Origin of the sequence: Pseudomonas sp. MIL9 (assembly GCF_016887925.1) — a bacterium.
Taxonomy (GTDB): Bacteria; Pseudomonadota; Gammaproteobacteria; order Pseudomonadales; family Pseudomonadaceae; genus Aquipseudomonas; species Aquipseudomonas mohnii.
In genome coordinates this window covers 95,651-122,313 of record NZ_JAFEHE010000009.1, presented here as the reverse complement: position 1 = coordinate 122,313, position 26,663 = coordinate 95,651, and the positions used below count along the sequence as shown (strand labels likewise).

Genomic DNA, 26,663 nt, shown 5'->3' with positions numbered 1-26,663 from the left:
TGGGAATCGCTGTTCATACATGACAACAAGGAGACACCATGAAACGTAGCCTGACCGCACTCGGTTTGCTGATCGTCGTGCTTGCCGCTGGATCCGGCTGGTACGTCTACAGCAAGCAGCCGTCACGCCAGGGCATGGTGGAACTGCAACACCTGCAAGGTTCGGTCACCGTGCGCTACGACGAACGTGGCATCCCGCACATCCGCGCCGAAAACGAATCCGATCTTTACCGCGCCCTCGGCTACGTCCATGCCCAGGACCGGCTGTTCCAGATGGAAATCCTGCGTCGCCTGGCCCGTGGCGAGCTGGCTGAAGTGCTGGGGCCAAAACTGCTCGACACTGACAAGTTGATGCGCAGCCTGCGCATTCGCGAGCGCGCCGAAACCTACCTCGCGAACCTGGACAAACAATCCCCCGCTTTCATCGCCATGCAGGCCTATCTGGATGGCATCAACCAGTATCAGGACACTCACGCGAAACCCGTGGAGTTCGACGTACTGGGCATCCCCAAGCGGCCGTTCACGGCCCGGGACACCATCAGCATCGCCGGTTACATGGCCTACAGTTTTGCCGCGGCGTTTCGCACCGAACCCCTGCTGACCTACGTGCGCGATCAGTTGGGCGCCGACTACCTGAACATTTTCGATCTCGACTGGCAGCCCAAAGGCGTATTGGCGAAGCGTCACAACGGCACGGCGCTGTCGCTGGCCAGTACTGACTGGAAAGACCTGAACGCCCTCGCCCGCCTCAGCGAACAGGCGCTGGCCGACAATGGCCTGCCGCAATTCGAAGGCAGCAACGCCTGGGTCGTCGCCGGCAGCCGAACCAAAAGTGGCAAACCGCTGCTGGCAGGTGACCCGCATATCCGTTTTTCCGCACCGTCGGTGTGGTACGAAGCGCAACTCTCGGCGCCGGGTTTCGAACTCTACGGCCACTATCAGGCGTTGATGCCCTTCGCCTCGCTGGGCATGAACCGTGACTTCGGCTGGAGCATCACCATGTTCCAGAACGATGACCTCGACCTGATTGCCGAGAAGGTCAATCCGGATAACCCCAACCAGGTCTGGTATCGCGGCAAATGGGTGGACATGGTGACCAGCGAACAACAAATCGCGGTCAAGGGTCAGGCACCGGTCACACTGGTATTGCGCCAGTCGCCCCACGGCCCGATCGTCAACGATGCGCTGGGCAGCGGTGTGGGCAAGACGCCGATCGCCATGTGGTGGGGTTTTCTCGAAAGCCAGAACCCGATCCTCGAGGGCTTCTATCAGCTCAATCGCGCCGACACCCTGGCCAAGGCCCGCAGCGCTGCCGCCAAGGTCCAGGCACCCGGCCTGAACATCGTCTGGGCCAACGCCAAGGGTGACATCGGCTGGTGGGCCGCCGCACAGCTACCCAAGCGCCCCGCGGGTGTGCGCCCCGGCTTTATCCTCGACGGCAGCACCGCTGATGCTGACAAGGACGGTTTCTATCCCTTCAGCGCCAACCCGCAGGAAGAGAATCCGGCGCGGGGCTACATCGTCTCGGCCAACTTCCAGCCAGTGTCACCGACGGGTATGGAGATTCCCGGTTATTACAACCTCGCCGACCGTGGTCAGCAGCTCAATCAGCAGCTCAGCGACAAGGGCATCAAGTGGGACCTGGAATCCAGCCAGAAGCTGCAACTGGGCACCACCACCGCCTACGGCCCTCGCCTCCTGGCGCCATTGCTGCCGGTGTTGCGTTCGGTGGTCAGCGACCCGGCCGAACTCAAACTGGTGGAGCAACTGGCCCAGTGGAAGGGCGACTACCCGCTGGAATCCACCAGTGCCACGCTGTTCAACCAGTTCCTGTTCAATCTGGCTGACGCGACGATGCACGATGAATTGGGCAACGACTTCTTCGAAACACTGCTTTCGACCCGCGTGATCGACGCCGCGCTACCACGCCTGGCCGCCAGCCCCGACTCACCCTGGTGGGACAATCGCAACACGCTTGGCAAGGAAACCCGCGCCGATACCGTCAAGGCTGCGTGGCGGGCCAGCATCGCCCACCTCAAGACCACCCTCGGTCCGGACTTCGCGCAATGGCAGTGGGGCAAGGCCCATACGCTGACCCATGGTCATCCGTTGGGGCAGCAAAAGCCGCTGGACCGCCTCTTCAATATCGGCCCCTTCGCCGCCCCCGGCAGTCATGAAGTGCCGAATAACCTGTCGGCCAGGATCGGTCCGGCACCCTGGCCGGTGACTTATGGCCCGTCGACCCGACGCCTGATCGACTTCGCCGACCCGGCTCACAGCCTGACCGTCAACCCGGTCGGCCAGAGCGGCGTACTGTTCGACCGTCACTATGACGATCAGGCCGAGGCGTATATCGAAGGGGTTTACTACCAGGCGCATCTCAATGATGAAGAGGTGACAGCCAATACGCGCAGTACGTTGAAGCTGTTGCCGGCGCGGGGCGCTCAGTAAATCTTTTTGGCTGGACTGGCCTCATCGCGAGCAGGCTCGCTCCCACATTGATCCGGTGCACGCAGATCCATTGTGGGAGCTAGCCTGCTAGCGATGAGGCCCGCGAGAACAACGCAATTCCTGACTCAAACCATCGCCGCAAAGTTCAGCCTGAACTGTTGCGGCGTCACCCCCAGCCTGCGGTTGAACACACTGCGCATGTGCTGGGCATCGCGGAAGCCGCATTGATAGGCCACGGTCTTGAGCGGCGCACCCGTGCTTTCCAGCATCACTCGCGCCGCGTCCACCCTGGCCCGCTCGACGAATTCGGCCGGGGTGATTTTCGCTTCTCTGGCGAACACTCGGGAAAAGTTGCGCGCACTCATGTTGGCGGCGTTGGCCAGATCGGCGATGGTCAGGTCGCCGGTCAGGTTGGCCAGCACGTAGTGCTGAACCATCGCCACTGCCGAAGTCGGTTCGGCGTGGGGTGTCAGGAACGGGCTGAACTGTGACTGGCCGCCCGAGCGCTGGGTGAACACCACCAGTCGTTTGGCCACGCTCAACGCCACTTCCGGCCCATGGTCGCGACCCAGCAGGTACAACGACAAGTCGATCCCCGCCGTGACGCCGGCCGAGGTGTAGAGCTCGTCATCCTGCACGTACAAGCGATCGGCTTCGACCCGAGTGGTCGGGCAAAGCGCCGCCAACGCGGCGGCATCATTCCAATGCGTGGTCACGGTGCGCCCCTCCAGCAAACCCGCCCGGGCGAGCATGAATGCACCATTGCAGATCGAGCCAAAACGTTGCGCCCGGCCACAGGCCTCATGCAGCCAGGCATTGAATGCCGCACCGAAATCCGTGAACGGCAACTGAGGTCCACCCGCCACCAGCAGCAAGTCGCAGGCTAGCAATGCTTCGCTGAAATGTCGGTGGGCGTTGAGTGACAGGCCGTTGGAGCACGCCATCGCACCGCGCTCGACGCCAATCACTTCCAGCTGATAGTGATCCTCGGGGGCGAGAAATCGATTGGCTTCGGAAAACACGTCCATGGGACCGGTGACGTCCAGCGACTGCACGCCGGCGAACACCACGATGGCAACGGTTTTACTCATGACGTGAATTGCCTTTTATGGATCGGATCACACCGATGCCTGTAGGAGCGAGCCCGCTCGCGATGGACGTGAGGGCGCTGTGTTTATCCAGACAGCCCGCGTCATCGTTGACGTCCATCGCGAGCAGGCTCGCTCCTACAGGGGCTGTGTGCAAACTTAGCCAATCCACACTCAACAAGCGAGGTTGGCGCGATATGCACGCTCATTGGCCGTGATCGCAGCCATGGATCGATTGTCCGGTTTGGGGGTGGACGAACAGACTGAAACCCTCAGCGCCGTCACGGCGTTCATCACGAGGGAACTCCCATGAGCACCACCATTGCCGGTATCAAAATCCCCGACAGCGCGTTGGCCAGAGCCACCACCGAATACATCCGCGACATCGAATCAGACCTGCTCTACCACCACTCGCGCCGGGTGTTTCTGTTTGGCGCGCTAAGCGGCGAGCGCAAGCAACTGGCCTACAACCCTGAGCTGTTGTACGTCGGCGCGATGTTCCATGACCTCGGCCTGGTGGAAGGCTACCGCAGCGACAACGAGCGCTTCGAAGTCGATGGCGCCAATGCGGCGGCCGCGTTCCTCAAGCCCTACGGGCTCAGCGATGACGATATCGAGCAAGTCTGGTTGTCGATCGCCCTGCACACCACCCCCGGCGTGCCCCAACATTTGCGGCCAACCGTCGCGCTGGTGACCGCCGGTGTCGAGATGGACGTGCTGGGGATGGACTACGCAGCGTTTCCCACCGCGCAGCGCGAAGCCGTGGTGCATGCGCATCCACGGGGTGAAGGGTTCAAGGAATGCATCATCTGCGCCTTTGCCGACGGCTTGCGCCATCGTCCGCAGACCACGTTCGGCAACGTGAAGACGGATGTGTTGATGGATCAGGAGCCGGGGTTCAAACCGATGAACTTTGTCGAGGTCATCCGCAAATCTCCCTGGGTTGCCTGACCGCAAAAAACTGTGGGAGCGAGCTTGCTCGCGAAGGAGTGTCAGTCAACGAAGATGTCGACTGGGAGTCCATCGCGAGCAGGCTCGCTCCTACAGTGGATCAGGGTCAGCCACGAAATGGTGGCCAACCCCACATCAAGCTCAAGCCGCTTCCGGTGCCTGCGCACGACGCACGTCCGGTTGCTTCCACGAATCGGCCGCGCTTTCTTCGATGGCCTGCTGGATCGCACGCTTGCGCGCTTCTTCTGCGCGTCGGCTGAAGAACCAGACCAGGAACGTCATCAGCGACACCGCCAGCAGAATCAGACTGGCCACGGCGTTGATCTCCGGCTTCACGCCCAGGCGCACCGCCGAGAACACTTCCATCGGCAGGGTGGTGGAACCCGGCCCCGACACGAAGCTCGCCAACACCAGGTCATCCAGGGACAGGGCGAAGGACATCATGCCGCCCGCACCCAGGGATGGCGCGATCATCGGGATGGTGATCAGGAAGAACACCTTCCACGGCCGTGCGCCGAGGTCCATGGCGGCCTCTTCGATGGACAGGTCCAGCTCACGCAAACGCGCCGAGACCACCACCGCCACATACGCCGCACAGAACGTGGTGTGAGCGATCCAGATGGTGACGATGCCGCGTTCCTGCGGCCAGCCGATCATCTGCGCCATGGCCACGAACAGCAGCAACAGCGACAGACCGGTGATCACCTCGGGCATGACCAGCGGCGCGGTCACCAGGCCGCCGAACAGGGTACGCCCCTTGAAGTGGGTGATACGGGTCAGGACGAATGCCGCCAGTGTGCCCAGTGCCACCGCCGCCACCGCCGTGTAGCAGGCGATTTCCAGCGAGCGCACCACCGAGCCCATCAGCTGGGTGTTGTCGAGCAGACCGACGTACCACTTGATCGACCAGCCGCCCCACACCGTCACCAGTTTCGAGGCGTTGAACGAGTAGATCACCAGGATCAGCATCGGCGCATAAATGAACAGCAGACCCAGTACCAGCATCAGGCTGGAGAAACGGAAGCGCTTCATTCTTTACCCTCCATTTCCTTGGCCTGACTGCGGTTGAACAGGATGATCGGCACAATCAGGATCGCCAGCATCACCACCGCCAGGGCAGACGCCACCGGCCAGTCACGGTTGTTGAAGAATTCTTGCCAGAGCACTTTACCGATCATCAGGGTTTCCGGACCGCCGAGCAGTTCCGGGATAACGAACTCACCCACCACCGGGATGAACACCAGCATGCAGCCGGCGACGATGCCGTTTTTCGACAGCGGGATCGTGATCTTCCAGAAGCTGTTGAAGGTGCTCGAACCGAGGTCGGAAGCGGCTTCCAGCAGGCTGTTGTCGTGCTTCACCAGGTTGGCGTAGAGCGGCAGGATCATGAACGGCAGGTACGAATAAACCACGCCGATGTAGACCGCCAGGTTGGTATTGAGGATCTGCAGCGGCTCGTCGATCCAGCCCATTGTCATCAGGAAACCGTTGAGCAGACCGTTGTTGCTGAGGATCCCCATCCACGCATACACGCGGATCAGGATCGCGGTCCAGGTCGGCATCATGATCAGCAGCACCAGCACCGTTTGCAGCTCTTTGCGGGCACTGGCGATGGCGTAGGCCATCGGGTAGCCGATCAGCAGACAGAGGATGGTGCTGATCAGCGCCATCTTCAACGAGCCGAGGTAGGCGGCGATGTACAGCTCGTCGTCGCCCAGCATCGCGTAGTTGCCCAGGTTCAACAGCACCTGCAGCTTCTGCTCGGCGTAGCTGTAGATCTCGGTGTACGGCGGAATGGCCACGTCGGCTTCGGCGAAGCTGATCTTCAGGACGATGAAGAACGGCAACATGAAGAACAGGAACAGCCAGATGAAAGGAACCCCGATGACCAACTGACGGCCACCGGGAATTATTCGATTGAGGCGGCGTTTGAATTTGCGCATGTTCATGAGCGAAGCACCACGCCGCTGTCATCTTCCCACCAAACGTAAACCTGATCACCCCAGGTCGGCCGCTGGCCACGGCGCTCGGCGTTGGCGACGAACGACTGGACGATCTTGCCGCTCGGCAGCTCGACGTAGAACACCGAGTGACCGCCGAGGTAGGCGATGTCGTGCACCTTGCCGCTGGACCAGTTGTATTCGCAGGTCGGCATGGTCGGGGTCACGAGCAGTTTTTCCGGGCGGATCGCGTAGGTCACGGACTTGTCTTGCACCGAGGTGCTGATGCCGTGGCCGACATAGATCTGGCGATCCAGGTCCTTGCAGGTGATGGTCGCGTGGCCTTCGGCGTCATCGATCACTTCACCGTCGAAGATGTTGACGTTGCCGATGAATTCGCAGACCAGGCGGCTGGTCGGGGTTTCGTAGATGTCGATCGGGCTGCCGATCTGGGCGATCCAGCCCAGGTGCATGATCGCGATGCGCTCGGCCATGGTCATGGCCTCTTCCTGGTCGTGGGTCACCATGACGCAGGTTACGCCGACGCGCTCGATGATCTCGACCAGCTCCAGCTGCATTTGCGAACGCAGCTTCTTGTCCAGTGCACCCATCGGTTCGTCGAGCAGCAGCAGCTTCGGCCGCTTGGCCAGGGAGCGGGCCAGGGCCACACGCTGACGCTGACCACCGGACAGCTGATGCGGTTTGCGCTTGGCGTACTGGCTCATCTGCACCAGCTTGAGCATGTCGGCCACGCGCGCATCGATTTCCGCGGCCGGCAGCTTGTCCTGCTTGAGGCCGAAGGCAATGTTCTGCGCCACGGTCATGTGCGGGAACAAGGCGTAGGACTGGAACATCATGTTGATCGGCCGCTCGTACGGCGGCATATCGGTGATGTCTACGCCATCGAGGAAGATCCGCCCTTCGGTTGGACGCTCGAAACCTGCGAGCATGCGCAGCAAGGTGGATTTGCCCGATCCCGAACCGCCGAGCAGGGCGAAGATTTCGCCTTTCTTGATTTCCAGGGACACGTCGTCCACGGCAATCGTCTCGTCGAACTTCTTCGTGACCCGGTCGATTTTGACCAACACCTCTTTAGGTGATTGGTCGCCCTCGAGGGCTTTCTTATAGGCGCCGGAGGCAACTGCCATTTACGAAACTCCCAGAAAAAAAGAGTGCAGTTCGCTCAAGGTGAGCCAACCTTGGATAGTTTGAGCCTTGAAGCTATTTACCCGACTTGACCGTGGTCCAGCTGCGGGTCATCAAACGCTGAATCTTCGGTGGTAACTCGATGGACACGTAGGTCTTGTCGAGCACGGTTTGCGGTGGATAAACCGCTTCGTCGGTGCGAATGGATTGTTCCATCAGTTTGTCCGCCCCCGGATTAGGGTTGGCATAGCCGACGTAATCACTGACCTGGGCGATCACCTCAGGCTTCAGCAAATAGTTGATGAAGGCATGGGCCTCTTTGACGTTGGCCGAGTCCTTCGGAATCGCCAGCATGTCGAACCAGAGCGCGCCACCTTCTTTCGGAATGGTGTAGGCGATGTTGATGCCTTTCTTGGCTTCTTCGGCGCGGGTGCGGGCCTGGAAAATATCGCCGGAGAATCCGACGGCGATGCAGATATCGCCATTGGCCAGGTCCGAGATGTATTTGGAAGAGTTGAAGTAAGTCACGTAAGGCCGCACGGCCAGCAACTTGGCGGTCGCTTTTTCGTAGTCCTTGGGGTCGGTGCTGTTGGCGTTCAAGCCCATATAGTTGAGGACCGTGGGCATCATTTCATCAGCGGAGTCGAGGAACGCCACACCGCATTTTTGCAGTTTCTTGATGTTCTGCGGCTCAAACAACACGCTCCAGGAATCGATCTTGTCGACGCCTAACACTTCCTTGATTTTGTCGACGTTGTAACCGATGCCGTTGGTGCCCCACAGATACGGCACGGCATACTGGTTGCCCGGGTCGTTCTGCTCCAGGCGCTTGAGCAGCGCCGGGTCGAGGTTCGAATAGTTCGGCAACTGCGATTTGTCGAGCTTCTGGAAAGCACCGGCCTTGATCTGCTTGCCGAGGAAGTGGTTGGAAGGCACGACCACGTCATACCCGGTATGCCCGGCCAGCAACTTGCCTTCCAGGGTTTCGTTGGAGTCGAAGACGTCATAGACCGGCTTGATGCCGGTCTCTTTCTGAAAGTCTGCCAGGGTGGTCTGACCGATGTAGTCCGACCAGTTATAAATATGCACGGTGCCGGCGGCCTGAACATTGACGGCAAGCGTCAACCCGGCAGCAACCAGCATGGCATTGCGCAACAAAGAAAAAATAGGCAAGTGGAGGTCCTCTAAAATTAGTTGGGCCCAAGTTGCCCCGCGTTACATGACAGCCATGGCTGCCTGGCAACAAAACCGGCGCGCAACTTACCCTCGAAAAACCGTTCCAGCAAAACTTTTATGCAGATACTTGCAGGAGCGAGCCGGCTCGCGATGGTCGTCAACGATGACGCGGGGTGCCTGACACCCCGCGGTGCTCTCAGGCTCATCGCGAGCAAGCTCGCTTCCACAAGGTTTACTTGTTACTTACCGGATTTGATCTTGGTCCAGCTGCGAGTCAGGATCCGCTGGGTCGCGGCCGGCAAGTCGGCAATCGCGTACAGCTTGGCCAGCACGTCCGCTGGCGGGTAGATGCCTGGATCGCTGGTGATGTCTTTATCCACCAGTGGCGTGGCAGCCGCGTTACCGTTCGGGAAACGCACGGCGTTGGTGATTTCAGCCATGATTTCCGGCTTCTGCAGGAAGGTCATGAACTTGTAGGCGCCTTCGACGTTTTCGGCATCTTTAGGGATGGCGACCATGTCGTAGAAGCTGCCCGCACCTTCTTTCGGAATGTTGTAGCTGACTTTCACCTTGTCGCCGGCTTCAGCCGCGCGGGACTTGGCCTGGTAGATGTCGCCCGAGTAACCCACGGCCACGCAGATGTTGCCGTTGGCCAGGTCGGAGATGTACTTGGAAGAGTGGAAATAAGCGATCGAAGGACGAACCTTCATGATCAGCGCTTCAGCCTTGTCGATGTCTTCTTTCTTCTGGCTGTCGGTTGGCAGGCCCAGGTAGTGCAGCGCCACCGGAATCATCTCGGTTGGCGAATCGAGCAGGCTGATACCGCACGACTTCAACTTGGCGGCGTTCTCAGGCTTGAAGATCAGGTCCCAGGAATCGGTCGGTGCGTCGGCACCCAGTGCAGCCTTGACCTTCTCGGCGTTGAAACCGATACCGATCGAACCCCACATGTACGGGAAGGCGTGTTCGTTGCCCGGGTCGCTGACCGATACGGCCTTGAGCAGGTCGGTGTTCAGGTTTTTCCAGTTTGGCAGCTTGGACTTGTCCAGCTTCTGGTAAACGCCGGCCTTGATCTGCTTGGCCAGGAAATTGTTCGACGGAACGACGATGTCGTAACCGGACTTGCCGGCCAGCAACTTGGCTTCGAGGGTTTCGTTACTGTCGAAGACGTCGTAGACAACTTTGATACCCGACTCGTCTTCAAACTTCTTGATCGTGTCCGGAGCGATGTAGTCGGACCAGTTATAGACGTGCAACACCTTGTCGTCCGCCTGAACCGCGCCCGCCATAATGCCCATCAGGGACATGGCGAGAAGAGTCTTGCCAGCAAACTTTTTGCCTAATGCCTTCATGCGTGATGCTCCAAATTTTTCTCTTTTGAACCACTATGTTCAGCGGCCGAACCCGGGCAACTGGAACCGCGGCTAGTCTGGCAAGATCCGAGGCGGTCTTTCAACAAAAGGCCGCCTCTTATGACTGTGCCGAGCGAAAGTTTCATACTCCCGCTCAGAGCCTAGCACTTAGCCCTGCAATGCACTGAGGGTCAGGTCCAGGCACTTGCGTGCCTTGGTCACCAACTCATCGATTTCCGCCAGTGTAATCACCAGGGGTGGCGCGATGATCATGGTGTCGCCCACGGCGCGCATGATCAGGCCGTTATCGAAGCAGAACTGCCGGCAGATCATGCCGACGCCCTTGCCTTCGTAACGCTTGCGAGTGGCCTTGTCCTGCACCAACTCGATAGCCCCCAACAGACCTACCCCGCGAACTTCGCCCACCAATGGGTGATCGTTCAGTTCCCGCAGACGTTTCTGCAAATACGGTGCCGTTTCGTTGTGCACGCGCTCGATAATTTTTTCTTCGCGCATGATGCGGATGTTTTCCAGTGCCACCGCAGCCGCCACCGGGTGCCCGGAGTAGGTGAAGCCATGGTTGAAATCGCCGCCTTCATTGAGCACCGCCACCACTTCGTCACGCACGATCAGGCCACCCATAGGGATGTAGCCGGAAGTCAGGCCTTTGGCGATGGTCATCATGTCGGGCTTGAGGCCGTAGAAGTCGGAACCGAACCACTCACCGGTACGACCGAAACCACAGATCACTTCGTCAGCCACGAACAGGATGTCGTACTTGGCGAGGATTTCCTTGATGCGCGGCCAGTAGGTGTCTGGCGGAATGATCACGCCGCCGGCGCCCTGGATCGGCTCGGCAATAAAGGCGCCCACGTTGTCGACGCCGATTTCCAGAATCTTCTCTTCCAGCTGATTGGCGGCCCAGACACCGAACTCTTCCGGCGTCATGTCACCGCCTTCGCCGAACCAGTACGGCTGGGCGATGTGGACGATGCCCGGGATCGGCAAGTCGCCTTGTTCATGCATGTAAGTCATGCCGCCCAGGCTCGCGCCGGCCACGGTGGAACCGTGATAGCCGTTCTTGCGGCTGATGATGACTTTCTTCTTCGGCTGGCCCTTGATCGCCCAATAGTGACGAACCATGCGCAGCATGGTGTCGTTGCCTTCGGAGCCGGAACCGGTGAAGAACACATGGTTCATGCCTTCAGGCGCGATGTCGGCGATGGCTTTGGCCAGCTCCAGCACCGGTGGGTGAGCGGTCTGGAAGAACAGGTTGTAGTACGGCAGTTCGCGCATTTGTTTGCTGGCGGCATCGGCCAGTTCATCGCGACCGTAACCGATGGCCACGCACCACAGGCCAGCCATACCATCGAGAATCTTGTTGCCTTCGCTGTCCCACAGGTAAACGCCCTTGGCGTTGGTGATGATCCGTGGGCCTTTCTCTTTCAACTGCTTGAAGTCGCTGAACGGGGCCAGGTGGTGATCGTTGCTCAGGGCTTGCCATTCACGGGTTTGCGGGTTGTTGCTGGTCATACCAATCTCCTAAAGAAAATCAGGTGGAGGCGCCGTCTGGCGACAACGGACGCCCGGCGTGTCAGACGGCAAAAAGCAGGAACTCCCGTTCCCACGAACTGATCACGCGCTTGAAGTTTTCATGCTCGGCCCGCTTGACCGCCACGTAGCCAGTAATGAAATTTTTGCCCAGGTACTTCTCGATGGTCGCGCTGTTTTCCATGCGTTCCAGCGCATCTTCGATGGTCAGTGGCAGGCGCAGGTTACGGCGTTCATAGCCACGGCCCACGACCGGCGCACTCGGGTTCAGTCCTTCGACCATGCCGATGTAACCGCAGAGCAGGCTCGCGGCAATCGCCAGGTACGGGTTCGCATCGGCGCCCGGCAGGCGGTTTTCCACCCGACGGTTTTGCGGCCCGGCATCCGGAACCCGCAGGCCCACTGTGCGGTTTTCTTCGCCCCACTCCACGTTTACCGGTGCCGAGGTATCCGGCAGGAAACGGCGGAACGAATTGACGTTGGGCGCAAACAGCGGCAACAGCTCGGGAATGAGTTTCTGCAAGCCACCGATGTGGTGCAGGAACAGCTGGCTCATGGTCCCGTCTTCATTGGAGAAGATGTTCTTGCCGGTTTCGATGTCGATGATGCTCTGGTGCAAGTGCATGGCACTGCCGGGCTCGCCGGTCATGGGCTTGGCCATGAAGGTCGCCGCCACGTTGTGCTTGAGCGCGGCCTCGCGCATGGTGCGCTTGAACACCAGGATCTGGTCGGCCAGGGACAGGGCATCGCCGTGACGGAAGTTGATTTCCATCTGCGCCGTGCCGTCCTCGTGGATCAGCGTGTCGAGGTCCAGCTCCTGCAGTTCACACCAGTCGTAGACGTCTTCGAACAGCGGATCGAATTCGTTGGCCGCTTCAATGGAAAACGATTGGCGACCGGTTTCAGGGCGCCCGGAACGGCCGATCGGCGGCTGCAGCGGGTAATCCGGGTCATCGCTGCGCTTGGTCAGGTAGAACTCCATTTCCGGCGCCACAATCGGCTGCCAGCCCTTGTCGGCATAGAGTTTCAGGACTTTTTTCAGCACGTTGCGCGGCGACAGCTCGATCGGGTTGCCTTGCTTGTCGTAGGTGTCGTGAATGACGATGGCGGTGGGCTCGATGGCCCAAGGCACCAGGTATACCGCGCTCTGGTCGGGACGGCAGATCATGTCGATGTCGGCCGGGTCGAGCAGCTCGTAATAGATGTCGTCTTCGACGTAATCGCCGGTCACGGTCTGCAGCAGCACGCTCTCTGGCAGGCGCATGCCCTTTTCGGCGATGAATTTGTTGGTCGGCGAAATCTTGCCCCGGGTGATTCCGGTCAAGTCGGCGATCATGCATTCGACTTCTGTGATCTTGTGGTCTTTCAACCAATCGGTGAGCTGGTCGAGGTTGTTACTCATAAATGCCTCTAGGCTTTGAGTTTCCTGACTCTTGCAGGAGTCGGGCAATGTTTGACGCATCGGCGCCGCGTTGGAATTCAGGTGTACGAAAGGCTATCGTGTTTTTTTTGCACCACGTCGCAAAATGCCAGGCGTGCAGAATCGCAAGCGGCGCCCAAGGCAATGGAGGCGCCACTATTATTCTGAATCGGTTCTATATTGAATGGAGTAACCGTAATGGGGGTGCCATCAAGGCCGTCCAGAATATCGGACGCAAAGCGTCGATTTGCCAGGGACGGAAAGATCACCGGCACGCCGGGAGCCGCGAAGGCTGCGACGCTGACGTGAATATCGCCACTGATGTGATAAGCATGCAAACCGTTCAGCTTACCGCAGTCGGTGATGCCGATTAACGACAGGCGAGACATGTAGCACCCCGGTATTATTGCTGTTATGGGTTTGATTCGAGCTTAGCCTTGTTCATTTTTTTACACAACACCCCCGTAAAAAATACAACACGGCCCGCTCAAGTGTGCAGACGGCATAGCGCTGACGGGCATAAAAACGCCCCAAAGTGCCTCAAAAAAGCCGTACGAGCGCTTTTTTGGGGCAAAAACGGCCTCGCTTGACTTCGGCATGCCGTTCGGGTTGACTGGAATCCGAAGAGATCAATGATTGATATTTTTAACAACAAAGGTGTTGCATCATGTCGGTACCCCCGCGTGCCGTTCAGCTTAACGAAGCGAACGCGTTCCTTAAGGAACATCCTGAGGTTCTGTACGTTGACCTTCTGATTGCGGATATGAATGGTGTGGTGCGCGGCAAGCGCATCGAACGCACCAGCCTCCACAAGGTTTACGAGAAAGGCATCAACCTGCCGGCCTCTCTATTTGCTCTGGATATCAATGGCTCGACGGTGGAAAGCACCGGCCTGGGCCTGGACATCGGCGATGCTGACCGAATCTGCTATCCAATTCCCGACACCCTGTGCAACGAGCCATGGCAGAAGCGCCCGACCGCGCAACTGTTGATGACCATGCACGAACTCGAAGGTGATCCTTTCTTCGCCGACCCGCGCGAAGTGCTGCGACAAGTCGTAACCAAGTTCGATGAACTGGGCCTGACCATCTGTGCCGCGTTCGAACTGGAGTTCTACCTGATCGACCAGGAGAACGTGAACGGCCGCCCACAACCACCGCGCTCGCCGATTTCCGGCAAACGCCCGCACTCGACACAGGTTTACCTGATCGACGACCTCGACGAATACGTCGACTGCCTCCAGGACATTCTGGAAGGTGCGAAAGAGCAAGGCATCCCGGCCGACGCCATCGTCAAGGAAAGTGCCCCGGCGCAGTTCGAAGTGAACCTGCACCACGTGGCCGACCCGATCAAGGCTTGCGATTACGCAGTCCTGCTCAAGCGCCTGATCAAGAACATCGCCTACGACCATGAAATGGACACCACCTTCATGGCCAAGCCTTATCCGGGCCAGGCGGGCAATGGTCTGCATGTCCACATCTCGATTCTCGACAAAGACGGCAAAAACATTTTTGCCAGTGAGGATCCCGAGCAGAACGCCGCACTGCGTCACGCGATCGGCGGTGTGCTCGAGACCCTACCGGCGCAGATGGCTTTCCTCTGCCCGAACGTCAACTCCTACCGTCGTTTCGGCGCACAGTTCTACGTGCCGAACTCGCCGTGCTGGGGCCTGGACAACCGCACTGTCGCCCTGCGCGTGCCGACCGGTTCCGCCGACGCGGTTCGACTGGAACACCGCGTGGCCGGTGCCGACGCCAACCCCTACCTGCTGATGGCTTCGGTCCTGGCAGGCGTGCACCACGGTCTGGTCAACAAGATCGAACCGGGCGCTCCAGTGGAAGGCAACAGCTACGAGCAGAACGAGCAGAGCCTGCCGAACAACCTGCGCGATGCACTGCGCGAGCTGGACGACAGCGAAGTCATGGCCAAGTACATCGACCCGAAATACATCGATATCTTCGTGGCCTGTAAAGAGAGCGAGCTGGAAGAGTTCGAACACTCCATCTCCGACCTCGAGTACAACTGGTACCTGCATACCGTTTAAGCGGTTGCAGTAAAAAAGAACGCCGTCGGCTATTGAAGCCTACGGCGTTTTTTTATGGCCGCCTGCGGCGGATCGCTGGCAAGCCAGCTCCCACAGTTGATCTCCAGTGAACATAAATTCCGTGTACACGGGAAATTTCTGTGGGAGCTGGCTTGCCAGCGATGGCGGCCGGCGAGACAACACGCAACCCCGCTCGTACAATGCCCGCTGCCCCGCAGGAGACTTCAATGACACGCGTAGCCACCCCCCGCAAACCCCGCGCACGCAGCCAGGCCCGGATCGATTCGATACTCGATGCGGCCCGCACACTGCTGGCCGCCGAGGGCGTGGCCAGCCTGTCGATCTACAGCGTGGCCGAGCGCGCGGAGATCCCGCCCTCCTCCGTCTATCACTTCTTCGCCAGCGTCCCGGCCCTGCTCGAAGCCCTGACCGCCGACGTCCACGCCGCCTTCCGCGCCTGCCTGCAAGCCCCCATCGACCACCAAGCCCTCATCGGCTGGCGGGATCTGTCGCGCCTGGTGGAACAACGCATGCTCGAGATCTACAGCGAAGACGCCGCCGCCCGCCAACTGATCCTCGCCCAACACGGCCTGACCGAAGTCACCCAGGCCGATCGTCAGCACGACATCGAACTGGGCGACCTGATGCACAAACTGTTCGACCAACACTTCGAGCTGCCGAAGCTGCCGAGCGATGTCGATGTGTTTGCGCTGGCCATGGAGCTCGGTGATCGGGTTTATGCGCGCTCGGTGCAACAGCATGGTCAGATCACACCGCGCATGGCTGAGGAAGGGATGCGGGTATTTGACGCCTATCTTGGGCTGTATTTGCCGCCCTACCTGCCCAAGCGAGCTATACCTGCCTGATTTTTATCGGCCTCGCCGGCCCCATCGCCGGAACGCCGCCCGGAGCAAGCTCGCTCCCACAGTGGATGGGTGTTGAACACAAATTGTGTGGCCAACCCAAAAACCTGTGGGAGCGAGCCTGCTCGCGAAGGCCGCGCCGCGGCCTCACTGACGGCCCACGCCCTTACAACTTGGCGATCGACACCTCGGTGGATTTCACGAATGCGATCACTTCGCTGCCCACGACCAGCTCCAGCTCTTTCACCGAACGCGTGGTGATCACCGAAGTGACGATGCCGGAAGCGGTTTGCACGTCGATTTCCGACAGCACGTCGCCGAGCACGATTTCCTTGATGGAGCCTTTGAACTGGTTGCGAACGTTGATGGCTTTGATAGTCATGATGTTGATTCCTGTCGTTGGATAAAGCTGGAGTTATTGAGCCCAACGCAACTGCGTAGGCAAGGGTGAAACAGGTTCCGGCTCCGGCGGTTGGCCGGGCAGTGACAGCACACGGTTGAGGACTTCGGTTTCCAGCGCCGCCAGTCGATGGGAACCGCGGACCCGAGGGCGCGGCAACTCCACATGCAGGTCGAGGCCGACTTCGCCGTCTTCGATCAGGATCACCCGATCGGCAATCGCCACCGCTTCACTGACGTCGTGGGTCACCAGCAACACGGTGAAACCGTGCTGTTGCCAGAGCCGTTCGATCAGTTGCTGCATTTCTATTCGGGTCAGCGCATCCAGCGCGCCCAACGGCTCATCGAGCAACAGCAGGCGCGGTTGATGAATCAACGCGCGAGCAAGGGCCACGCGTTGCTTCTGCCCTCCGGACAGCGCGGCTGGCCACTCGTTGGCGCGATCCGCCAGGCCGACCGCTTCCAGCGCTTCCAGCGCTTGCGGCCGCCAATGGCCCTTGAGCCCCAGGCCGACGTTATCGATGATCTTTTTCCATGGCAGCAGACGCGCTTCCTGGAACATCAAGCGTGTGTCTTCCCGCGCCTCACTGAGCGGCGCGGAACCGGCCAGCAATTCGCCGCCGGTAGGCTGATCGAGACCGGCGAGCAAGCGCAGCAAGGTGCTCTTGCCGCAGCCGCTACGACCGACCACGGCGACAAACTGGCCTGCCGGAATGTGCAGGTCGATCTCGCGCAACACTTGCCGCGAACCGAAGGTTTTTTGCAGATTGCGCACCACCAGCGGAATCCCGCGCAGCAGGCGTGGAGGTTGTTGAGCCGTCATGCAGCACCTCCCTTGGCGACTTGATAAGCCGGATGCCAGCGCAGCCACACACGTTCGAGCCCTCGGGCGGCGAGGTCGGCCAGCTTGCCGAGCACCGCGTACAGCAGAATCGCCAGCACCACCACGTCGGTCTGCAAAAACTCCCGGGCGTTCATCGCCAGGTAGCCAATGCCGGAACTGGCGGAAATGGTCTCGGCGACGATCAGCGTCAACCACATGAAGCCCAGTGCGAAGCGCACGCCGACCAGGATCGAAGGCAGCGCCCCCGGCAGGATCACCTGACGGAACAGGCTGAAACCGGACAAACCATAACTGCGCGACATCTCCACCAACGCCGGATCGACGTTGCGGATGCCGTGGTAGGTGTTGAGGTAGATCGGAAACAACGTGCCCAGCGCCACCAGGAAAATCTTCGCCGACTCGTCGATGCCGAACCACAGGATCACCAGCGGAATGAGCGCCAGATGCGGCACGTTGCGGATCATTTGCACCGAGCTGTCGAGCAGGCGTTCACCCCATTTCGACAGTCCGGTGATGAAGCCCAACGTCAGGCCGATGCTGCCGCCGATGGTGAAACCCAGGGCAGCACGCCAACCGCTGATCGCCAGATGCGTCCAGATCTCGCCGCTGCGCACCAGGCTCACACCGGCTTCGATCACGGCGATCGGTGCCGGCAGAATCCGTGTCGACAACCAGCCCGCCGACACCGACAACTGCCACACCGCCAGCAACAACACCGGCAACGCCCAGGGCGCGAGGCTGTGGATGATTTTCTTCATGGCGCGCCTCAGCTCTGGGACGCGGCTTTGGGAAGAATGTCATTGGCCACCATCTCGCCGAACGGGCTGACGTAACCGGCGCTTTTCGGCAGTTCGGGACGTTCGATATCGAGGTGCGGGAACAACAACTCGGCAACGCGATACGACTCTTCCAGGTGTGGATAACCGGAGAAGATGAAGGTGTCGATGCCCAGGTCCGCGTACTCCTTCACGCGAGCGGCCACGGTCGGACCATCGCCCACCAGCGCCGTACCGGCACCGCCGCGCACCAGGCCAACGCCAGCCCACAAGTTGGGGCTGACTTCCAGGTTGTCGCGACTGCCGCCGTGCAGCGCAGCCATGCGTTGCTGGCCGACCGAATCGAAGCGCGCCAGGGAAGCCTGGGCGCGAGCGATGGTGTCTTCGTCCAGGTGCGAAATCAGGCGGTCCGCCGCTTGCCAGGCCTCGGCGTTGGTTTCGCGCACGATCACATGCAGACGAATGCCGAAACGTACGGTACGACCGAGCTTCGCGGCCTTGGCGCGGACTTGTTCAATCTTTTCGGCAACGGCGGCGGGTGGTTCGCCCCAGGTCAGAACCATTTCAACCTGCTCTGCCGCCAGGTCCTGCGCCGCCTCCGAGGAGCCACCGAAATACAGCGGCGGACGCGGTTGCTGAATCGGCGGATAGAGCAATTTGGCACCCTTCACGCTGATGTGCTGACCGTCGTAATCAACGGTTTCGCCTTCCAGCACGCGGCGCCAGATGCGGGTGAATTCCACCGAGGCCTGATAGCGCTCGTCATGGCTGAGGAACAGACCATCGCCGGCCAACTCTTCCGGATCACCGCCGGTCACCAGGTTGAACAGCGCACGACCGCCGGACAGGCGATCCAGGGTTGCAGCCTGACGCGCCGCCACCGTCGGGGAAATGATCCCGGGGCGCAGGGCGACAAGGAATTTCAAACGCTGGGTGACCGGGATCAGCGACGCCGCCACCAGCCACGAGTCTTCGCAGGAGCGACCGGTGGGGATCAGCACCCCGCCGAAGCCCAGACGATCCGCCGCTTGCGCGACTTGTTGCAAGTAACCGTGGTCGACGGCGCGAGCGCCTTCGGCAGTGCCAAGGTAATGGCCGTCGCCGTGGGTTGGCAGGAACCAGAAGATATTGAGGCTCATGGAGTGGTCTCCTTGGGGAATCGATTTACTGGGCTTTGGTGACTGCGCTTTGGGCAACGGCTGCCGGTGGCGTCCAGATCACGTCTTTGATGCTCAACGGTTTCGGAATCAACTTGAGCTGGTAGAAGCTGTCGGCGATTTTCTGTTGTGCGGCGACCACGTCCGGGGTCAGGAACAAGGCGCCGTAGCCCTGGCGTTTCACCGAGGTCAGGGTGATGTCCGCCGGCAGGCCGAGCAGTGGCGACACTTGTTGGGTCACCTCTTGTGGGTTGGCCTTGGACCACTCACCGACGGCACGCACTTCTTCCACCAGGGCCTTGATCACCTCAGGATTTTTCTGTGCGTAAGGCTTGGTCGCCAGGTAGAACTGATGGTTGTCGACGATGCCTTGGCCATCGCGCAGGGTGCGCGCTTGCAGTTGCTGTTCGGCGGCTGCCTGGTACGGGTCCCAGATCACCCAGGCATCGACGCTGCCACGCTCGAACGCGGCGCGGGCATCGGCTGGTGGCAGGAACACGGTCTGGATATCGGTGTACTTGAGGCCGGCGTCTTCCAGTGCGCGAACCAGCAGGTAGTGCACGTTGGAGCCTTTGTTCAGGACGACTTTCTTGCCCTTGAGGTCCGCCACCGATTTGATCGCCGAGTCCTTCGGCACCAGGATCGCTTCACTGTGAGGGGCTGGGGGTTCGTAGGCGACGTAAAGCAAATCAGCGCCCGCCGCTTGAGCGAACACGGGCGGGGTTTCGCCGGTGACGCCGAAGTCGATGGAGCCGACGTTCAGGCCTTCGAGCAACTGAGGCCCGCCAGGGAATTCAGTCCATTGCACATCCACGCCTTGGGCGGCGAGGCGTTTTTCCAGAGTGCCTTTGGCCTTGAGCAGCACCAGGGTGCCGTATTTCTGATAGCCGATTCGTAATGTTTCAGCTTGAGCTTGTGTAATGGCGCCGAAGGCTACAGCCGCTGCAAACAGAGCGACCAGACCGCGACGCAAAATAACAGGGCGCATGGCGCTCTCCTTTTTGCAGTTGGGTTTTGGCTGCACCTGCTTGCCCGTTAGCGGGCGAGTAAGGCCAGTACATCAATTTGGGATAGGGCTTAAATGCTCCAGCGAGCACTCAACAAACGTTCATTCAACAGGTTCGGATCGAGCGGCTTGGGCCGTCGGGCCATGGCGCTGAAAAACAGCTCCAGCGATTCATTCAGTCGTTGCTCCAGCTCCGGCGCCAACTGCGCCAGCGCGCCGCCTTCGCCGTAGGCGATCTGGCTGTCCACCGCGAAAATGCCGTGGAGCATTTCCTGGGCCTTGAGTGCCGACAACACCGGCTTGAGTGCGTAATCCACCGCCAGCATGTGGGCGATGCTGCCACCGGTTGCCATTGGCAGAACCACCTTGTGGCTCAGCGCGCGCTCGGGCAGCAGATCCAGTACCGTTTTCAACGCGCCGGAGAACGACGCCTTGTACACCGGTGTGGCGATCAGCAGGCCGTCGGCGTTCTCAATCTGTTGCAGCAGGTCGATCACCTTCGGGCTGTCGAAGCGTGCATGCAGCAAGTCTTCGGCCGGGAAGTCCCGTACCTGGTAACTCACCACTTCCACGCCTTGCTCTTGTAACCAACGCTGGGAGCGGTCCAGCAGCACCCCGGAACGGGAGCGTTGGCTGGGACTGCCACCGAGTGAGACGACCAGCATTCAGACAATTCCTGAGTGGGGGCGATTCGCGGTTTGCGATCTCGCTTCGATGGAGAGACCTTAACAGTTGATTCATATATCCATAAATCATATTTATTCATTTGGTTATGCAATTTAGAGATATAAAAATCCACTTCTTCCAGGCGAAAAAAAAGGCCGTCGAAACGGCCTGAAATCCCCTGCTTTGTGGATCTGCACAAACCCCTGTGGGAGCGGGCTTGCCAGCGATGGCGGTTTGACTGACAGACCGCGTCGCTTCAATCGCCAGCAAGCCGGCTCCTACAAAAGCGATTAGCGATTGGGCTGCGGTGTCAGGCGCAGGTATGGCTTCACCGCGCGGTAGCCCTTGGGAAAGCGTTGCTTGATTTCATCTTCATCCTTGAGCGAAGGCACGATCACCACCTCATCACCGTCCTGCCAGTTGGCCGGGGTGGCCACCTTGTAGTTATCGGTGAGTTGCAGCGAGTCGATCACCCGCAGGATTTCATGGAAGTTGCGGCCGGTGCTCGCCGGGTAGGTGATGGTCAACCGGACCTTTTTGTTCGGGTCGATCACGAACAGCGAGCGCACCGTGAGTGTGTCGTTGGCGTTCGGGTGGATCAGGTCGTACAGGTCCGAGACCTTGCGGTCGGCATCGTCGAGGATCGGAAAGGTGACAACAGTGTTCTGGGTTTCGTTGATGTCTTCGATCCATCTGTGATGCGAATCCACCGGGTCGACGGACAGCGCAATGGCCTTGACCCCGCGCTTGTCGAATTCATCTTTGAGCCTGGCCGTGAAGCCCAGTTCGGTGGTGCACACCGGCGTGAAGTCCGCCGGATGGGAAAACAGCACGCCCCAGCTGTCGCCCAGCCATTGGTGGAACCGGATGGTGCCGGCACTGGAATCCTGTTCGAAGTCGGGGGCGATATCGCCGAGTCTGAGGCTCATGGTGCTGCTCCTTGTGAGTGCTTGATGAGCTCAACTGTGCCTGTGTTTTTTATCCATTAAAAAGAATAAATATCGATTTATTTAGACCCAGAAAGAATATTAAAGATCTGTTCACTGGACGCGCCTGCGCATCCCGCCGAACATCGCCAGCGAGGTTCGAGAAGGCCTTGAGTTGCTGCAAAAAGGGGAGTTTCAAGGCAGGTTTACGGGGGTGAGCCCGCCTTGAAAACGCAAAAGCCCCGCCCGGCGAGATGCCGGGCGGGGCTTTTTTTTGGTTCATCGCGGCTTGCTCCCGAAGGCGTGTGTCATTCAGCACGTTTGTGGCTGAGACGACGCCTTCGCGAGCAGGCTCGCTCCCACACGCTATTACAACAGCGGGATCGAGTAGCTGACGATCAGGCGGTTTTCGTCCTGCGAACGGGTGTTCGGCAGGTCGGTACGCCAGCTGGCGTTTTTCCACGCCACGCCCAGGTTTTTCAGTGCGCCAGACTGGACCACGTAACCAACGCTCAAGTCGCGTTCCCACTCGGAAGCGCCGTTCGCCGCTTCGGCACCACGCGCGTTCACGGTGTCGATGTTATCGCCATGCAGGTACACCACACCCGCCGTCAGGCCAGGTACACCGACTTTGGCGAAGTCGAACGAGTAACGTGCTTGCCAGGTACGCTCGCCGGCACGGGCGAACTTCTGGATTTGCGAGTCGGTGATGGTGTAGTTCGACGAACCGTCGCCCTGGTTCAGCCACGGGAAGTCACTGCTGCCGTTGCTGACCTGGTAACCGCCACCAAAGGTGTGACCGGCAACGCTGTACAGGAACAGGCCGCTGTAGAGGTTGTTGTCGACCTTGCCTTTACCGTTCGCCACGCCGCTGTAGTTGCCGGTGCTGTAGTAAAGCGGATTGCTGCCGTTGGCACCGTCGTCGGTGCTGTTGAAATAACGGAAGTCAGACTTCAATACGCCCGGACCGATTGCCCAGTTGTGAACCAGACCCAGGAAGTGTTGCTTGTAGAAGTCTTCCAGGTTGCCGTAGTAGTACTGGGCAGTCAGGTCTTTGGTGATTTTGTAGTCACCGCCAGCGTAGATGAACTTGTTGCTATTGATGGTGCGTGGGGAAGCACCGTTGATAGCCAGCTGCTCATTGTTGCTGGAGTTACGGCCTTTAACGTGCTCGATCTGGCCGCCGACCAGCGTCAGGTCCTTGATGTCACCGGAGGTGAGCTGACCACCTTCCCAGGTTTGCGGCAGCAGGCGACCGTCGTTGGTCACGATGACCGGCAGTTTTGGCTGCAGAGTACCGAGCTTCAGCTCAGTCTGGGAGATCTTGGCCTTGGCGGTCAGACCCAGGCTGGAAAAGTCATCAACCGCTTCGCCATTGGATTTGCTTGGGAAAACAGTGCCGCCATAAGCAGCACTGTTAGCTGCGCCGTTGGTGCCGCCGCCCGAATCCAGCTTTACACCCAACAAGCCGATCGCATCGATACCGAAACCGACGGTGCCCTGGGTGTAACCGGAGATGAAACGCAGATCGAAGCCTTGGCCCCATTCTTCGTTTTTGTTCGGGCCGGTACCGTCACGGTAATCGGTGTTGATGTAGAAGTTGCGCAGGCCCAAGGTAGCCTTGCTGTCTTCGACAAAGCCGGCAGCGCTCGCCTGCTGCGCCAAAACCCCTGCAGCGATGGCCAGGGCCAACGTGGACTTGTTCATTGTTTCGCTCCTATCGTTTCTAATTCTTTTGGTCCCGGGTCGAGTGCCCTGAATCCTTGATTCGCCTGGCTTTCGCCATAGAGACCCTCGCACTGAAGATCTCCCCCCCTTCATTTGGGCGGCGCAGCATACCTTTTCATAAATCCGAAAAGAATCACTTAGTGTTTTTTGATATCCAAATGGAATATCGACGTGTACACGTCACGGGAACGAGATATCGGTGTTGAAACCGATTCCTGTGGTCGTGGTTATCGGAAGTTGAACGGGCTGAGCGTAAAGCGAGGGGCCTGTAGGTCAGGTGGGGCCAACTGTAGGCGCTTGCGGAAAAATCTAAAAAGAATAAAAAACGATTAGAAGCAATCTTTTGGAAATATAGAAGCCGAAGGCATATGAAGGAGCGAGCAGGCTCGCGAAGGTCGTTAACGATTACGCGTTTTTATCGGGTAAACGCGTCGTTCTCGAATCCATCGCGAGCCAGCTCGCTCCTGCAGGTCTACTGCTTACATGAAGCTGTAGGTGTAGTTGAAGATCAGGCGGGTTTGATCCTCATCGGCGGTACTGGTGTTGCCACGGTACATGCCGTGACGCAGCGTCGTGCCAAAGCCTTTGAGCGGGCCAGTCTGGATCACGTAATCCACACGCAGGTCGGTTTCACGCTCGTTCAGGTCCTTGCCCACACCGGAGGTGGCCTTGATGTCCTGACCGTACAGGTAAGCAGCCGAAGCTTTCAGACCTGGGACGCCCAACGCGGCGAAGTCGTAGGAGTACTGACCATAGGAGGTGTTTTCACCAGCACGGATAAAGCTGCCGACGGTGGCATCGGTGAACGAGTAGAAGCTGGCGCCACCGGCACCTTCGTTGCGACCGTTGCCATCGACAACGTTACCCTGGTTCAAGAAGACAAAGCCGCCGTCATCGCTGACACGCTGATGGCCGAGCAGGAACGCGCTGCCACCCAGGGTATAGGTGAAGGTGGCGCTCCAGGTCTTGTTATCGACCTCGCCCAAGTGCTTGGCGTAGCCATTGTTGTTGTTGAAGCGGTAGCCGGCGTCACCGTTCTTGCCGTCGGAGCTGCTGTCGAAATAACGAAGATCAGTCTTGAACGACTGGTTCGGAGCGATCGGGTAAACGTGCACCAGACCGAGGAAGTTCTGCTTGTAGTAGTCTTGCAGGTTCGCGTAGTAGTACTGCAGCGTCAGGTCTTTGGTGACCTTCCAGTCAGCACCGGCGTAGCGGAACTGGTTGCTGTCCTGAGTACCACCAGCCACGGCCAGGCCAGTGCTGTTGCTGGACGCACGACCCACTGCGTGCTCCAACTGACCCAGGTTGAAGGTCACGTTGTCGATTTCCTTCGAGCTGATAGTGCCACCTTCAAAGGTCTGTGGCAGTACGCGGCTGTCGTTCGCGATCAGGATCGGCAGGTTTGGCTGCAGAGCGCCACCAACATGGGCCTCGGTCTTCGAGAAGCGTGCCTTGACGTTGCCCGCCACACGGCTCCACGAGCTCTCTGCCGAACCATCGGAATCGCTAGGGTTAAAGGAGTTGTTGTCCGGGTGATGGCCCTTGCCCCCGTCCAGGTGGATACCGACCAGCGCCTGGGCATCGATACCGAAACCTACGACACCTTGGGTGAAGCCCGACTGGTAATCGAACTTCAGACCTTCGGCAGTCTCGCGCTGGCGGTTGGCAGGAGTACTGGCGCCTTCACGTTTATCGGAATCGAAATAATAGGTGCGGGAACTAACGGATGCCTTGCTGTCTTCGATGAAACCGGCGGCGCCTGCCTGCTGCGCCAAAACCCCAACGGCCACGGCCAAGGCCAAGGTGGACTTGTTCATTGTTTAGCTCCTCTCGTTTCTAATTCTTGTAGTCCTGGTCCCGAATCGAATGCCCGGAATCCTAAGATGCGCGATTAGCGCCGTAGCGTGACTCACAAGTCAATCGTAACATTGTGTGTCTACGACCATGGTCTAATCCCACTTTTTTGGCTTACTCAGGGTCATGAACTTGTCACAAACCTGAAAAGAATGACTGGATTCCTTTCTCATTCCATTTAGGAATTAAGCCCGACTTCGCGCATCCCCTCAGGATAGAGCGGCTTGCTCATAAGCTAATTCATAAATGTTATTTATTTTGCGTTTTTTAGATCGATTAGGTTTAGAAGCAATTCTGAAACAAAACCTGTCGAAAGGAACAACGCCATGATGACCAAACGCGCACTATCCAGACCATTTGTTACAGTTTGTGTATCGCTCGCCATTTCTTTTTCAGCCCATGCGACGAACCTCACGGTCGGCTACCAGACCGGTATCGACCCCAGCAAAGTCCCTCAGGCGGACGGCGTTTACGAAAAAACCATCGGCGAAAAAATCGACTGGCGCCGCTTCAATAGCGGCCCGGAAGTGGTCACCGCGATTGCGTCCGGCGACGTGCAGATCGGCAATCTCGGCTCCAGTCCTCTGGCTGCGGCCGCCTCGCGCAATCTGCCGATTGTCGCGTTCATTGTGTCCGCGCAAATCAATGCCGCCGAAGCCTTGGTGGTGCGCAATGGCAGCGGCATCGATAAACCGGAAGATCTGATCGGAAAAACCATCGCCACGCCGTTCGTATCGACGTCTCACTACAGTCTGTTGGGCGCCCTGAAGCATTGGGGCCTGGACGCTTCAAAAGTCAAAGTGGTGAACCTGCAACCGGCGGAGATCGCCGCCGCGTGGAAACGTGGGGACATCGACGGCGCGTTCGTCTGGTCGCCGGCCCTGGGTGAAATTCGCAAGACGGGCAAGACCTTGACCGATGCCGCCCAAGTCGGCCAATGGGGTGCGCCGACGTTTGAAGTCTGGGTGGCGCGCAAGGATTACGCCGAGAAACACCCGGAGGTCGTGGCCAAATTCGCCAAGGTCACTCTGGACTCTTTTGCCGACTATGCAGCGCATAAGGACAGCTGGACCGAGCACTCGCTACCGGTGCAGAAAATCGCCAAATTGACGGGTGCCAACGCCGCTGATGTACCGGAGCTACTGGCCGGGTCCGCGTTTCCGGATGCCAAGGCGCAACAGTCCAGCGCGTTGCTGGACGGTGGCACCGCCAAGGCGATTGGCGAAACGGCGAAGTTCTTGAAGGAGCAAGGGAAGGTCGAAACGGTACTGCCGGATTATTCGCCGTATGTGAGCGCGAAGTTCGTCACCGAGTGATTGCCGAATA

The 26,663-nt window shown here is 59.2% G+C and carries 24 protein-coding genes; 5 read left to right on the top strand and 19 right to left on the bottom strand.

Going from position 1 to position 26,663, the window contains the following annotated elements:
* Window positions 1–38: 38 nt before the first annotated feature.
* Complete coding sequence (locus JQF37_RS12395) at window positions 39–2,450, top strand: penicillin acylase family protein (RefSeq protein WP_130205774.1); 2,412 nt, start codon at window positions 39–41, stop codon at window positions 2,448–2,450.
* A gap of 125 nt (window positions 2,451–2,575) precedes the next feature.
* Here JQF37_RS12395 and JQF37_RS12390 read toward each other — a convergent pair whose 3' ends face one another.
* Entirely contained in the window at window positions 2,576–3,541 is a 966-nt protein-coding gene (locus JQF37_RS12390) for a helix-turn-helix domain-containing protein (RefSeq protein ID WP_130205772.1), read from the bottom strand.
* 306 nt (window positions 3,542–3,847) lie between these two features.
* On the opposite strand from JQF37_RS12390, the gene JQF37_RS12385 reads away from it, so the two are divergent.
* On the top strand, window positions 3,848–4,489 hold the full coding sequence (locus JQF37_RS12385; protein WP_130205770.1) for an HD domain-containing protein: 642 nt from the start codon (window positions 3,848–3,850) through the stop codon (window positions 4,487–4,489).
* Window positions 4,490–4,630: 141 nt separating this feature from the next.
* On the opposite strand, the gene JQF37_RS12380 is transcribed toward JQF37_RS12385, so the two are convergent.
* The 8 genes from JQF37_RS12380 to JQF37_RS12345 all read right to left on the bottom strand — a co-directional run bounded on the left by JQF37_RS12380 (window position 4,631) and on the right by JQF37_RS12345 (window position 13,463).
* The gene (locus tag JQF37_RS12380; protein WP_047534698.1) at window positions 4,631–5,521 is read right to left on the bottom strand and encodes an ABC transporter permease subunit; all 891 of its coding nucleotides are present in this window, start codon (window positions 5,519–5,521) and stop codon (window positions 4,631–4,633) included.
* Complete coding sequence (locus JQF37_RS12375; protein WP_189340347.1) at window positions 5,518–6,399, bottom strand: ABC transporter permease subunit; 882 nt, start codon at window positions 6,397–6,399, stop codon at window positions 5,518–5,520. The genes JQF37_RS12380 and JQF37_RS12375 overlap by 4 nt, the downstream gene beginning before the upstream one ends.
* A gap of 35 nt (window positions 6,400–6,434) precedes the next feature.
* Complete coding sequence (potA, locus tag JQF37_RS12370; protein ID WP_130205766.1) at window positions 6,435–7,577, bottom strand: polyamine ABC transporter ATP-binding protein; 1,143 nt, start codon at window positions 7,575–7,577, stop codon at window positions 6,435–6,437.
* 73 nt (window positions 7,578–7,650) lie between these two features.
* Window positions 7,651–8,748 (bottom strand): polyamine ABC transporter substrate-binding protein, encoded by a 1,098-nt coding sequence (locus JQF37_RS12365; RefSeq protein ID WP_130205764.1) that lies wholly within the window; start codon window positions 8,746–8,748, stop codon window positions 7,651–7,653.
* A 242-nt stretch (window positions 8,749–8,990) separates the two neighbouring features.
* Complete coding sequence (locus JQF37_RS12360) at window positions 8,991–10,103, bottom strand: polyamine ABC transporter substrate-binding protein (protein ID WP_130205760.1); 1,113 nt, start codon at window positions 10,101–10,103, stop codon at window positions 8,991–8,993.
* Between the two features lie 168 nt (window positions 10,104–10,271).
* The gene (locus tag JQF37_RS12355) at window positions 10,272–11,636 is read right to left on the bottom strand and encodes an aspartate aminotransferase family protein (RefSeq protein WP_130205758.1); all 1,365 of its coding nucleotides are present in this window, start codon (window positions 11,634–11,636) and stop codon (window positions 10,272–10,274) included.
* Between the two features lie 61 nt (window positions 11,637–11,697).
* Complete coding sequence (locus JQF37_RS12350) at window positions 11,698–13,056, bottom strand: glutamine synthetase family protein (RefSeq protein ID WP_130205756.1); 1,359 nt, start codon at window positions 13,054–13,056, stop codon at window positions 11,698–11,700.
* 77 nt (window positions 13,057–13,133) lie between these two features.
* Window positions 13,134–13,463: a glutamine amidotransferase gene (locus tag JQF37_RS12345; protein ID WP_189340339.1), complete on the bottom strand. Its 330-nt coding sequence runs from the start codon at window positions 13,461–13,463 to the stop codon at window positions 13,134–13,136.
* Window positions 13,464–13,741: 278 nt separating this feature from the next.
* On the opposite strand from JQF37_RS12345, the gene JQF37_RS12340 reads away from it, so the two are divergent.
* Entirely contained in the window at window positions 13,742–15,118 is a 1,377-nt protein-coding gene (locus JQF37_RS12340) for a glutamine synthetase family protein (RefSeq protein WP_130205754.1), read from the top strand.
* A gap of 227 nt (window positions 15,119–15,345) precedes the next feature.
* Entirely contained in the window at window positions 15,346–15,984 is a 639-nt protein-coding gene (locus tag JQF37_RS12335; RefSeq protein ID WP_130205752.1) for a TetR/AcrR family transcriptional regulator, read from the top strand.
* A 163-nt stretch (window positions 15,985–16,147) separates the two neighbouring features.
* Here the strand turns inward: JQF37_RS12335 and JQF37_RS12330 are convergent, their stop codons facing one another.
* The 10 genes from JQF37_RS12330 to JQF37_RS12285 all read right to left on the bottom strand — a co-directional run bounded on the left by JQF37_RS12330 (window position 16,148) and on the right by JQF37_RS12285 (window position 25,300).
* Complete coding sequence (locus JQF37_RS12330; RefSeq protein WP_003229256.1) at window positions 16,148–16,363, bottom strand: TOBE domain-containing protein; 216 nt, start codon at window positions 16,361–16,363, stop codon at window positions 16,148–16,150.
* Window positions 16,364–16,396: 33 nt separating this feature from the next.
* Complete coding sequence (gene ssuB, locus JQF37_RS12325; RefSeq protein ID WP_130205750.1) at window positions 16,397–17,203, bottom strand: aliphatic sulfonates ABC transporter ATP-binding protein; 807 nt, start codon at window positions 17,201–17,203, stop codon at window positions 16,397–16,399.
* Window positions 17,200–17,982, bottom strand: coding sequence for an aliphatic sulfonate ABC transporter permease SsuC (ssuC, locus tag JQF37_RS12320; protein WP_047534732.1), 783 nt, complete (start codon window positions 17,980–17,982; stop codon window positions 17,200–17,202). The genes ssuB and ssuC overlap by 4 nt, the downstream gene beginning before the upstream one ends.
* Before the next feature lie 8 nt (window positions 17,983–17,990).
* Entirely contained in the window at window positions 17,991–19,139 is a 1,149-nt protein-coding gene (ssuD, locus tag JQF37_RS12315; protein WP_047534736.1) for an FMNH2-dependent alkanesulfonate monooxygenase, read from the bottom strand.
* 25 nt (window positions 19,140–19,164) lie between these two features.
* Complete coding sequence (locus tag JQF37_RS12310; RefSeq protein WP_130205748.1) at window positions 19,165–20,145, bottom strand: sulfonate ABC transporter substrate-binding protein; 981 nt, start codon at window positions 20,143–20,145, stop codon at window positions 19,165–19,167.
* A gap of 89 nt (window positions 20,146–20,234) precedes the next feature.
* Window positions 20,235–20,828: an NADPH-dependent FMN reductase gene (ssuE, locus tag JQF37_RS12305; RefSeq protein WP_130205746.1), complete on the bottom strand. Its 594-nt coding sequence runs from the start codon at window positions 20,826–20,828 to the stop codon at window positions 20,235–20,237.
* Between the two features lie 291 nt (window positions 20,829–21,119).
* Entirely contained in the window at window positions 21,120–21,758 is a 639-nt protein-coding gene (locus JQF37_RS12300; protein ID WP_130205744.1) for a peroxiredoxin, read from the bottom strand.
* A gap of 49 nt (window positions 21,759–21,807) precedes the next feature.
* Complete coding sequence (locus JQF37_RS12295; RefSeq protein WP_130205742.1) at window positions 21,808–22,038, bottom strand: hypothetical protein; 231 nt, start codon at window positions 22,036–22,038, stop codon at window positions 21,808–21,810.
* A gap of 86 nt (window positions 22,039–22,124) precedes the next feature.
* The gene (locus JQF37_RS12290; RefSeq protein WP_130205740.1) at window positions 22,125–23,462 is read right to left on the bottom strand and encodes an OprD family porin; all 1,338 of its coding nucleotides are present in this window, start codon (window positions 23,460–23,462) and stop codon (window positions 22,125–22,127) included.
* A 500-nt stretch (window positions 23,463–23,962) separates the two neighbouring features.
* Window positions 23,963–25,300 (bottom strand): OprD family outer membrane porin, encoded by a 1,338-nt coding sequence (locus JQF37_RS12285; RefSeq protein ID WP_130205739.1) that lies wholly within the window; start codon window positions 25,298–25,300, stop codon window positions 23,963–23,965.
* A 366-nt stretch (window positions 25,301–25,666) separates the two neighbouring features.
* Between JQF37_RS12285 and tauA the strand changes: the two genes are divergently transcribed.
* Window positions 25,667–26,653 (top strand): taurine ABC transporter substrate-binding protein, encoded by a 987-nt coding sequence (gene tauA / locus JQF37_RS12280; protein WP_204149673.1) that lies wholly within the window; start codon window positions 25,667–25,669, stop codon window positions 26,651–26,653.
* The last annotated feature ends 10 nt before the right edge of the window (window positions 26,654–26,663 follow it).

Coding starts and splice junctions, on each gene's coding strand:
- JQF37_RS12285 (WP_130205739.1), bottom strand. CDS start 25,300: ATGAACAAGTCCACCTTGGCCTTGGCCGTGGCCGTTGGGGTTTTGGCG.
- JQF37_RS12390 (WP_130205772.1), bottom strand. CDS start 3,541: ATGAGTAAAACCGTTGCCATCGTGGTGTTCGCCGGCGTGCAGTCGCTG.
- ssuC (WP_047534732.1), bottom strand. CDS start 17,982: ATGAAGAAAATCATCCACAGCCTCGCGCCCTGGGCGTTGCCGGTGTTG.
- JQF37_RS12355 (WP_130205758.1), bottom strand. CDS start 11,636: ATGACCAGCAACAACCCGCAAACCCGTGAATGGCAAGCCCTGAGCAAC.
- ssuD (WP_047534736.1), bottom strand. CDS start 19,139: ATGAGCCTCAATATCTTCTGGTTCCTGCCAACCCACGGCGACGGCCAT.
- JQF37_RS12360 (WP_130205760.1), bottom strand. CDS start 10,103: ATGAAGGCATTAGGCAAAAAGTTTGCTGGCAAGACTCTTCTCGCCATG.
- JQF37_RS12385 (WP_130205770.1), top strand. CDS start 3,848: ATGAGCACCACCATTGCCGGTATCAAAATCCCCGACAGCGCGTTGGCC.
- JQF37_RS12335 (WP_130205752.1), top strand. CDS start 15,346: ATGACACGCGTAGCCACCCCCCGCAAACCCCGCGCACGCAGCCAGGCC.
- JQF37_RS12310 (WP_130205748.1), bottom strand. CDS start 20,145: ATGCGCCCTGTTATTTTGCGTCGCGGTCTGGTCGCTCTGTTTGCAGCG.
- JQF37_RS12345 (WP_189340339.1), bottom strand. CDS start 13,463: ATGTCTCGCCTGTCGTTAATCGGCATCACCGACTGCGGTAAGCTGAAC.
- JQF37_RS12295 (WP_130205742.1), bottom strand. CDS start 22,038: ATGAACCAAAAAAAAGCCCCGCCCGGCATCTCGCCGGGCGGGGCTTTT.
- potA (WP_130205766.1), bottom strand. CDS start 7,577: ATGGCAGTTGCCTCCGGCGCCTATAAGAAAGCCCTCGAGGGCGACCAA.
- ssuB (WP_130205750.1), bottom strand. CDS start 17,203: ATGACGGCTCAACAACCTCCACGCCTGCTGCGCGGGATTCCGCTGGTG.
- ssuE (WP_130205746.1), bottom strand. CDS start 20,828: ATGCTGGTCGTCTCACTCGGTGGCAGTCCCAGCCAACGCTCCCGTTCC.
- JQF37_RS12340 (WP_130205754.1), top strand. CDS start 13,742: ATGTCGGTACCCCCGCGTGCCGTTCAGCTTAACGAAGCGAACGCGTTC.
- JQF37_RS12300 (WP_130205744.1), bottom strand. CDS start 21,758: ATGAGCCTCAGACTCGGCGATATCGCCCCCGACTTCGAACAGGATTCC.
- JQF37_RS12290 (WP_130205740.1), bottom strand. CDS start 23,462: ATGAACAAGTCCACGTTGGCCCTGGCCATCGCTGCAGGGGTTTTGGCG.
- JQF37_RS12380 (WP_047534698.1), bottom strand. CDS start 5,521: ATGAAGCGCTTCCGTTTCTCCAGCCTGATGCTGGTACTGGGTCTGCTG.
- JQF37_RS12330 (WP_003229256.1), bottom strand. CDS start 16,363: ATGACTATCAAAGCCATCAACGTTCGCAACCAGTTCAAAGGCTCCATC.
- JQF37_RS12395 (WP_130205774.1), top strand. CDS start 39: ATGAAACGTAGCCTGACCGCACTCGGTTTGCTGATCGTCGTGCTTGCC.
- JQF37_RS12350 (WP_130205756.1), bottom strand. CDS start 13,056: ATGAGTAACAACCTCGACCAGCTCACCGATTGGTTGAAAGACCACAAG.
- tauA (WP_204149673.1), top strand. CDS start 25,667: ATGACCAAACGCGCACTATCCAGACCATTTGTTACAGTTTGTGTATCG.